Annotated in this window: 7 protein-coding genes; 5 read left to right on the top strand and 2 right to left on the bottom strand. The window is 53.1% G+C overall.

Annotation, left to right across the window (positions count from 1 at the left end; all coding sequences use genetic code 11):
* Positions 1 to 557, top strand: a 557-nt coding sequence (locus K2H17_RS09715; RefSeq protein WP_300134176.1) for a hypothetical protein, incomplete at its 5' end; no start/stop codon positions are given.
* 21 nt (positions 558 to 578) lie between these two features.
* Here the strand turns inward: K2H17_RS09715 and K2H17_RS09710 are convergent.
* On the bottom strand, positions 579 to 1,610 hold the full coding sequence (locus K2H17_RS09710; RefSeq protein ID WP_300134173.1) for an alcohol dehydrogenase: 1,032 nt from the start codon (positions 1,608 to 1,610) through the stop codon (positions 579 to 581).
* Positions 1,611 to 1,878: 268 nt separating this feature from the next.
* Between K2H17_RS09710 and pnp the strand changes: the two genes are divergently transcribed.
* From pnp to recG, 3 genes are all read left to right on the top strand, one after another.
* Positions 1,879 to 4,146 carry a polyribonucleotide nucleotidyltransferase gene (gene pnp, locus K2H17_RS09705; RefSeq protein ID WP_300134171.1) on the top strand — a complete coding sequence of 756 codons (2,268 nt, stop codon included), beginning with the start codon at positions 1,879 to 1,881 and terminating at the stop codon, positions 4,144 to 4,146.
* A gap of 188 nt (positions 4,147 to 4,334) precedes the next feature.
* On the top strand, positions 4,335 to 5,054 hold the full coding sequence (ispD, locus tag K2H17_RS09700) for a 2-C-methyl-D-erythritol 4-phosphate cytidylyltransferase (RefSeq protein ID WP_300134168.1): 720 nt from the start codon (positions 4,335 to 4,337) through the stop codon (positions 5,052 to 5,054).
* A 30-nt stretch (positions 5,055 to 5,084) separates the two neighbouring features.
* Positions 5,085 to 7,178 carry an ATP-dependent DNA helicase RecG gene (gene recG, locus K2H17_RS09695; protein WP_300134165.1) on the top strand — a complete coding sequence of 698 codons (2,094 nt, stop codon included), beginning with the start codon at positions 5,085 to 5,087 and terminating at the stop codon, positions 7,176 to 7,178.
* Between the two features lie 296 nt (positions 7,179 to 7,474).
* Here recG and gluQRS read toward each other — a convergent pair whose 3' ends face one another.
* The gene (gene gluQRS / locus K2H17_RS09690) at positions 7,475 to 8,440 is read right to left on the bottom strand and encodes a tRNA glutamyl-Q(34) synthetase GluQRS (RefSeq protein WP_300134163.1); all 966 of its coding nucleotides are present in this window, start codon (positions 8,438 to 8,440) and stop codon (positions 7,475 to 7,477) included.
* 133 nt (positions 8,441 to 8,573) lie between these two features.
* On the opposite strand from gluQRS, the gene K2H17_RS09685 reads away from it, so the two are divergent.
* Positions 8,574 to 9,302, top strand: coding sequence for a NigD-like protein (locus K2H17_RS09685; protein ID WP_300134161.1), 729 nt, complete (start codon positions 8,574 to 8,576; stop codon positions 9,300 to 9,302).
* Positions 9,303 to 9,361 lie beyond the last annotated feature (59 nt).

Raw genomic sequence — 9,361 nt, 5'->3', positions numbered from 1 at the left:
ACGTATTCCTTATCCTGAGCCTCTTGTGCCTTAACAAGCCCAAAGAAACATTTAAAGACTTTTGCGAATCTCGATTATTTGAAAAACAAAAGGTCAATGAAAAGAAAGAAAAAATCTCCAAAATACAACATCTTTTAACAGGAACCGCTGGAAATGAAATTATAAAAGAGGCTATTTCCAAATATTTTATAGATAACGGAACAATTGAACTAGGAGAGGAAAATATCATAGCCGATGTATTAACTACAACGCCTTTACTAATTAGCCCCAATATAAATTCGATTTTAAACAAAGGGTCATTCGAATCGAAATCAAGAGGTATTACATCACAAATAGAATATATGCCATCTAAAGAGACTTTTTGTGAGTTATTAAAAAAACAAGTATGCTACCGACATTTCATCTTAAAAAATGGACGAATAGAAACTGAGGAGTGGAGATCAAGGAATGGGCTTGATATCAACACATTAGAGCGAAATGTAAGAAGCACTCCTTTTTATAGAAAGAATAAAGAAAACATAGCTAAAATTATTCTATCTCCATATCCTAAAGTATAATTTGCCGGACCACCACTAAGCCTAATAAAGAGCGACTTTTATCACGCCGTCACGGCGGTTTTCAAATAGATCGTAGGCCTCCTCGATCCTGTCGAGCGGATAACGGTGAGTAATAAGAGGTGTAGTGTCAATCTTTCCTTCGGCAATCAGGCGCAGTATTTCAGCACAATCACAGCCATCGACACCTCCGGTTTTGAATGTAAGATTCTTGCCGTACATGTCGGGCAGAGGAAGAATCTGCGGTCTGTCGTAGAGTGCCACCACTGTCACAATAGCGTTAGGACGTGCGCATTGCCACGCCAACTGAAATGAATCGGCACTTCCGGCTACTTCAATGACACGATCGGCTCCACCATGAGCTGAAAGACGCATGACGCGGCCATGACACTCGTCTGGGTGTACAACCGTTACATTCGGATAGTGAACGCTCACGAACTTTCGCCGCGCTTCATCCAACTCACATACTATCACATGCGCCGGATTATGAAGAAGCACACATTGCAAGGTGCACAGCCCCGTGGGTCCTGCACCGATAACAAGCACCGTGTCATCAGGAGTGATTTCAGAAATCCTCGCTGCCCAAAAGCCAGTGGCGAGAATATCGCCTGTAAAAAGAGCCTGTTCATCGCTAACCCCGTCAGGAATCATATCAAGACCGGAATCGGCATAAGGCACACGCACATATTCCGTCTGTCCACCGTCTATACGGCAGCCAAGAGCCCAGCCACCCTCCAGATCACTGCAATTATTAACATATCCCTTACGACAAAAAAAGCAATCACCACAGAAGGTCTCAACATTGACCGTAACGCGATCACCAGGCCGAACAGTAGCCACAGCCGATCCAACCTCCTCTACCACGCCAACCATCTCATGGCCGACGGTCACACCCACGACAGCACGCGGAACATAACCATGCCTGATATGAAGGTCAGAGGTGCAAATGCTCGAAAGAGTAACGCGAACAATAGCATCTTTCGGATCGAGGATTGTCGGTTTAGGCTTGTCAGTCATCGCAAAACGGCCGGATGACACATAAGTATAGGCTTTCATCGGATATGCTTGTTTTATGACCGCGAAATTAATAAAAAGAAACGTATGTCATGCCGCCATCCTGCACAAGAAGAGACGGAGCGACATGGCAAATAGGACGAAATTAGACAAATTTAACACTAATTCGCCTGTTTACGGCTTTTTGACTGCCTTATTTCAAACCGATTGAGCATGTTTATTGCAAGATATTTGTTAACTTTGCAAACTGAATTTAGATAAGCTGCAAAAACGAAGATATAACCTATCAAGCTGAAAATAGAATCAATTTATGAATCCAATCAAAAAAACCATCGAGCTGCCTGACGGTCGCACTATCACTTTAGAGACCGGCAAACTTGCAAAGCAAGCCGATGGAGCGGTAGAACTGCGCATGGGCAACACAATGCTCCTTGCGACAGTCGTAACGGCCAAAGAGGCCGGCGAGGGCGTGGATTTCATGCCTCTCCAAGTTGAGTACAAAGAAAAATTCTCCTCCAACGGACGCTTTCCCGGCGGCTTCCTCAAACGCGAAGGCCGCGCAAGCGACTACGAAATCCTGACTTCACGTCTTGTTGACCGTGTTCTCCGTCCGCTTTTCCCTGACAATTACCATGCTGACACTTTCGTACAGGTTACGATGTACTCCTCAGACGGTGTCGACATGCCCGACGCACTCGCAGGCCTCGCAGCATCTGCTGCCATCGCCGTGAGCGACATACCTTTCAACGGCCCCATCTCTGAAGTACGTGTGGCCCGTGTGAACGGCGAATTTGTGATCGACCCCACTTTCGAACAGCTTGAGAAGGCCGACATGGAACTCATGGTCGGCGCGACATATGACAACATCATGATGGTCGAAGGCGAAATGAACGAAGTTTCAGAAGCCGACCTCCTCGCCGCACTCCGTGCCGCCCATGATGCCATCAAGGTTCAGTGCAAGGCCCAGATGGAACTTGCCGAAGAAGTAGGATCGACTGTAAAACGTGAATACTGCCACGAAACAAATGACGAAGATCTCCGCAAGGACGTCCATGACAAGTGCTACGACAAGGCTTATGCAGTAGCGAAAGCCGGCTGCGCCGACAAGCACTGGCGTCAGGAAAGCTTCGACAAGATCTGCGAAGAATACCTCGAATCACTCCCCGAAGAAGAACGCGACGAAAAGGCCGCTATGGTGAAGCGCTACTACCACGATGTGGAAAAAGAAGCAATGCGCCGCTGCGTTCTCGATGAAGGCATCCGTCTCGACGGCCGCAAGACCACCGAGATCCGCCCCATCTGGTGTGAGGTAGACTACCTCCCCGGACCTCACGGATCAGCCGTGTTCACCCGCGGTGAGACTCAGTCACTCGCAACCGTGACCCTCGGCACCAAGCTCGACGAGAAGATCCTCGACGACGTTCTCAACCAGGGCCGCGAACGCTTCCTCCTCCACTACAACTTCCCCCCCTTCTCCACAGGCGAAGCCCGTCCCGTACGCGGTGTAGGCCGTCGTGAGGTAGGCCACGGAAACCTCGCACACCGCGCCCTCAAGCGCATGTTCCCCGATGACTTCCCCTATGTATGCCGCATTGTCAGCGACATCCTTGAGTCAAACGGATCATCGTCAATGGCAACCGTCTGCGCAGGCACTCTTTCGCTTCTCGACGCAGGTGTCAAGATGAAACGCCCTGTAAGCGGTATCGCAATGGGTCTCATCTCTGACGGAACAAAATATGCAGTCCTCTCTGACATCCTCGGCGACGAGGACCACCTGGGCGACATGGACTTCAAAGTCACCGGTACCCGCGAAGGTATCACCGCAACCCAGATGGACATCAAGTGTGACGGTCTCAGCTACGAGATCCTTGAAAAGGCCCTCAACCAGGCCAAGGAAGGCCGTCTGCACATTCTCGACAAAATCGAGGAAACAATCGCCGCACCCCGCGAGGACTACAAGCCTCACGTGCCCCGCATCGTCACCATGCTCATCCCCAAAGAGCTGATCGGTGCAGTGATCGGCCCCGGCGGAAAGATCATCCAGGGAATCCAGGAAGCAAGCGGCGCAACCGTAAGCATCGACGAAATCCCCGACGGAGGCTACATCGAGGTTGCCGCATCCAACAAGGCTTCCATCGACAAGGCTCTCGAAATGATCAACGCCATCGTAGAACTCCCCGAAGAGGGCAAGGTCTACCACGGCAAAGTACGCTCAATCCTTGACTTCGGCGCATTCGTAGAATTCATGCCCAACCGCGACGGCCTGCTCCACATCTCGGAAATCTCCTGGGACCGTCTCGAAAACATGGAAGCCTCAGGTCTCAAGGAAGGCGACGAGCTTGAAGTCAAACTCATCGAGATTGACAAGAAGACCGGCAAATACCGTCTTTCAATGCGCGCACTCCAGCCCAAACCCGAAGGCTACGTAGAGCGCGAACGCGCACCCCGCGGCGAACGCGGACCACGTCGCGAAGGCGACCGTCCACGTCGTGAAGGCGGTGATCGCGGTCCCCGCCGCGATGGCGACCGTGGCCCGCGCCGTGACAACAACGGCGGCAATCACGGCCCCCGTAACTAAGAAAGGTGTCTGACACCTCTGAAATGTGTACATTCCAATCCATTATACAGATTAAATTACACACTCTTAGTTAACCAGATCTCGATTTCACATTACCATTGAATCAACGCCCCGGCGGGTTCCCCTTCACGGGAGCCCGCCGGGTTTATTTTACCGCCAACACTGACATCCACCCAGAACCAGACATCATGTCCAATCCCAGTCCCAACCCAACGGCACCTGCCGGAAAGAACATCCACATTATAGTGGCGGCAGGAAGCGGATCGCGCTACGGCGGCAATCTGCCAAAGCAATTCTGCTTGCTTCAGAACAGGCCCCTCCTCATGACCACCCTCGAACGTCTCCACCGCTATACTCCTGACTGGGAACTGATAGTGGTCCTCAGCCGGGACATGACTGAAGAATGGGCTGAAATGTGCCGCGAGCATAATTTCACACTCCCCCACCGGACAGTCACAGGCGGTGCGACCCGTGCCCACAGCGTCAAAAACGCCATCGATTCATTGGACAGCTCCGCCTACGGACTGATAAGCGTCCACGATGCGGCACGACCGGTGATCACCCGCAGCCTGATCGCCAACCTTCTTGAAAGCCTTCAGGAAGCGGACGGAGTCATCCCCTCCTGCCCGGTCACCGACTCGATACGCATTGTCAATGCCGACGGATCGTCAAAGGCAATCGACCGCAAGCTCTACCGTTCGGTGCAGACCCCGCAGATCTTCCCTGCCGACAGACTGACCGAAGCCTACCGCCAGGAGCTGCGCCCAGAGTTCACCGACGAGGCCTCCATCATGGAAGCCGCCGGATTCAGCAACCTCAGGCTGACCGAAGGTGATCCGCACAACATCAAAGTCACAAATCCGGGCGACATGGCCGTAGCCGAGCTATATCTCTCGCTTGACAACTGAACCTGAAAGCATCACAACTCAAAAGAAACAATGGATCGTCTCAGGCGTACAGAAATAAAATTCCTCCGTGGAATGGGTCCGAAACGTGCAGAGCTATTAGATAAAAATCTCGGCATAAAGACGTTTCATGACCTTCTGTACCATTTCCCGACCCACTACATCGACCGCCGTTCCGTCTACCGCATCATCGACTTCACCGGCAACGACATGCCCTCGCTTCAGGTCAGAGGGCGCTTTGTCAGCTTCAACGTTCAGGGCGAAGGAGCCAAGACCCGCCTCGTCGGCCTCTTTTCCGATGGCTCCGGACTGATGGAGGTTGTCTGGTTCCAGCGCATCAAATCGCTCAGACAGCTCTACCATACCGCCACTGAATATATCCTGTTCGGCAAACCCTCAAACTTCAACGGGCGCTGGAGCATGGTCCATCCGGAAGTCGACACCCCCGACAGCGCCTCGGCCCAAGGCGGATTCCGCGGTGTCTATCCGCTGACCGAGCAACTGCGCAACCGCGGATTCTCGTCGCGCACATTCGCAAACGCCGCAACGGAAATTCTCTCCGGCATACGCAATGTCACCGAAACTCTGACCCCACGGATCATCGGATGCCATCGCCTCATAGGGCTTCACGAAGCCCTCAAGGCAATCCACAGTCCTCAGACTCCACAGCAACTCGAACAGGCGCGGTTCCGCCTCAAGTTCGAAGAGCTGTTCTACCTCCAGCTCGACATCCAGCGCTATGCCCGACGCCGCAACGGCGCGATCAAAGGCTTTGTCTTTCCGAGGATAGGCCACTTTTTCAACACATTCTACTCCCAGTTCCTGCCCTTTCCGCTGACCGGCGCCCAGAAAAGAGTCATCAAGGAAATCAGAGGCGACATGGCAACCGGACGCCAGATGAACCGCCTTCTGCAAGGCGACGTCGGATCCGGAAAGACCCTGGTCGCGCTGCTCTGCATGCTCATCGCTCTCGACAACAACGCCCAGGCCTGCCTCATGGCACCGACCGAGATCCTTGCCACACAGCACTTCGAGACCATCAGTTCGATGGTAGCGCCGATGGGGATCAACGTAAAACTCCTGACCGGATCCACACGCAAGAAAGCGCGCGAGGAGATCCACGCGCAACTGACTGACGGCTCTCTCCACATTCTCATCGGCACTCATGCCGTCATCGAGGACAATGTCCGATTCAAAAACCTCGGTTTCATCGTCATCGACGAACAGCACCGTTTCGGAGTGGCCCAGAGAGCACGCCTATGGACCAAAAACATAATCGCCCCACATGTGCTTGTCATGACCGCGACCCCTATTCCGCGCACTCTCGCCATGACCGTCTACGGTGATCTCGATGTCTCCGTGATCGACGAGCTTCCACCGGGCCGAAAGCCGGTGCAGACCCTGCTGCGCTACGAGGAAAACCGCTTTGCAACCTATCAGGGAATCGGTCGTCAGCTGCGGATGGGACGTCAGGTCTACATTGTCTACCCTCTTATCAAGGAAAACGAAAAACTCGATCTCAAATCGCTTGAAGAAGGCTACGAGTCTATCTGCGAAACCTTCCGCGACTACAAGGTCGCCTTTGTCCACGGGCAGATGAAACCTCAGGAGAAAGAATATCAGATGGGGCTTTTCGCATCAGGCGAAGCCCACATACTGGTAGCCACAACCGTCATTGAAGTCGGAGTGAACGTCCCGAACGCCACTACCATGCTCATCGAAAATGCCGAACGCTTCGGCCTCTCGCAGCTCCACCAGCTGCGCGGACGAGTCGGCCGCGGCGAGGGACAGAGCTACTGCATACTGATGTCAAAACGTAAAATCGCCGCCGACACCCGCAAGCGTCTCGAACTGATGACATCAACCACCGACGGCTTCGCCATTGCTGAAGCCGACATGCAGATGCGCGGCCCCGGCGACATTGAAGGCACGATGCAGAGCGGCATGCCGATAGACCTCCACATTGCCAATCTGGCTACCGACGGGCAGATCGTACAGCTCGCCCGCGATGCGGCATGCGAGATCCTCGACGCAGATCCCGACCTGGCCTCCGCGGAAAACCGCCCGCTGCTTGCCGAACTGTCAAATCTGACCACCCGTGTGCGAGACTGGTCCAGAATATCCTGACCCGGAAAGAGCCTGCGGCAACCGTTAAACACTCACCGCCGAATCCCCCCCTCCCCTTGACGTTTTTTAAAGTCTTTTAGCGCTCTGGACCACTTCAAAGCGGGTTCTCAGTTGTTCTAATAGTGTAAGTAAAGATAAAGAAGCAATAACAAGCAGGAAAATCTAAATTTACATCCCTCGTCCTCTTTATCGGGTTGTGAAACCAGGTTCTGAGGCTCTCATAAATAAATAGTTGAAACGTGAGGGGAGGAGTTAAGGCAACCGTCTTAACTCCTCCTTTGTCGTGTCGTTTTTCCTCAGACCGTGATCTGCTCCCGCGGTGCGATCAGGCTCCAGTCAAAAACACCGATCAGATCCTGCGCCCGGCATGGCGATGGCTCAGGCTGCAATCCGGCGATGCAGGCAAGACGACCCACAAGCTCTTCCGGACGGCAGACATTTCTCAACTCCGCCATACTCATCGCACTGTCGCGTTTCGACAAGCGCTGTCCGGCCCTGTTACACAGCAACGGGAGATGGGCATAGGCCGGAGCTTCGACACCCAACAGACGGTAAAGATAGATCTGCTGGGCGGCAGAAAGCAGCAGATCATTGCCGCGGACAACTTCTGTCACACCCATCAACGCGTCGTCGACAACAACCGCCAGCTGATAGGCCCAGGCCCCATCGGCCCTGCGCAACACAAAGTCACCGCACTCCCTGGCCAGATTGACACTCTGCGGGCCATAGACACGGTCCGAAAAACAGATTTCCTCATCCGGGACATAGAGCCTGACAGCCGAGCGGCGCTCCCCGTCAGCCGCCGGAACCGCAAAACAGGGAATGGTCTCAGGACGGCATCTGCCTCCGTAGATTATGCGGCCGTCAGACTGATGCGGTGCCTGCGTGGCCATTATGTCGGCACGGGTGCAGGTACACTGATAAGTATAGCCCGTCTGCTGAAGTCTACCGAGATAGGATTCATAAATCTCTCCGCGGAGACTCTGACGGTATGGTGCCGACCGCCCCTCGCCATCCAGACCGCCCTCGTCCCAGTCGAGTCCGAGCCAAAGGAGATCGTCCTCGATCTGCCTGGCATATTCCTGACGCGAACGCTGCGGATCGAGATCTTCGATGCGCAGAATCCATCTGCCCCCCGCTTTCCTGACCGAAAGCCATGAGATGAGAGCAGTAAACACATTTCCCAGGTGCATACGCCCTGTGGGTGACGGCGCGAAGCGTCCGACGGGCGGGGAGGATATGTAAGAATCGTTGTCAGTCATGTCTTTTTGCAGATTTTACCGCAAAGTTACGCAAGATTAAAAAATTTCCTGAAAAATTTTTCATCTGCGATGCAAGATTTCACGAAAAGCGGATTTACAAAGACAAAGAACTTTAATAAACCAAATAAACGTTATGAAAAAATTAAAACACTTGCTCCCGATCACTCTCTTGCTGGCCTCAGCCGCCATGATGCAGTCTTGTTCCGACAACGATGACAGCCACAACATACCTCTCCCCAATGCGCTTGTCACTGTATGTCCCGACGAAGATGGCGGTTTCACCATGCGTCTCGACGACAAGACCACACTCATTCCTTCAAACATGAGCAAATCGCCATTCGGCAATAAAGAGGTCAGAGCCTTGGTCAACTACACTACCGACAATTCTTTCATCGGCGGAATCGGTGTGCATGTGAACCGCATCGACAGCATCCGCACCAAACTGCCGGTCATTGATCTCGGAGAAGGAAACGACGAGGCTTACGGCAATGATCCGATCGAAATCGTCAAAGACTGGGTGACTGTGGCCGAAGACGGTTATCTGACAATGCGCGTGCGCACCATCTGGGGATCAAACGCACGTCCTCACTTCATCCACCTGCTCACCGGCAGCAATCCCGACGATCCTTTCGAACTCGAACTGCGCCACGATGCCAAAGGTGACACCAAGGGTTATTTCGCCGACGCACTCATCGCCTTCAACCTCAACAACCTCTCCGAGTCCAAGGAGCCTGTCAAGATCAAACTGCGCTGGAACTCGTTCAACGGCGAGAAAACAGCAGAATTTGATCTCGCACTGAGGCAGATTGTCATCGACGATGACGAAGCGGCAGAACTGAAACCAGCATCGGCGCTGAAATAAAGTTCTCCCGAATACGAAACTTCCGTTTCCTCACGTTAAACTCCTGCGGGGTGTTGCAA

It is taken from the genome of Duncaniella sp. (assembly GCF_029054785.1).
Classification (GTDB): domain Bacteria; phylum Bacteroidota; class Bacteroidia; order Bacteroidales; family Muribaculaceae; genus Duncaniella.
This window is presented reverse-complemented; position numbering and strand designations above follow the sequence as displayed.

Bases quoted from the DNA above. Each gene is read 5' to 3' on its own strand.
- K2H17_RS09710 (WP_300134173.1), bottom strand. From the start codon at position 1,610: ATGAAAGCCTATACTTATGTGTCATCCGGCCGTTTTGCGATGACTGAC.
- pnp (WP_300134171.1), top strand. From the start codon at position 1,879: ATGAATCCAATCAAAAAAACCATCGAGCTGCCTGACGGTCGCACTATC.
- ispD (WP_300134168.1), top strand. From the start codon at position 4,335: ATGTCCAATCCCAGTCCCAACCCAACGGCACCTGCCGGAAAGAACATC.
- recG (WP_300134165.1), top strand. From the start codon at position 5,085: ATGGATCGTCTCAGGCGTACAGAAATAAAATTCCTCCGTGGAATGGGT.
- gluQRS (WP_300134163.1), bottom strand. From the start codon at position 8,440: ATGACTGACAACGATTCTTACATATCCTCCCCGCCCGTCGGACGCTTC.
- K2H17_RS09685 (WP_300134161.1), top strand. From the start codon at position 8,574: ATGAAAAAATTAAAACACTTGCTCCCGATCACTCTCTTGCTGGCCTCA.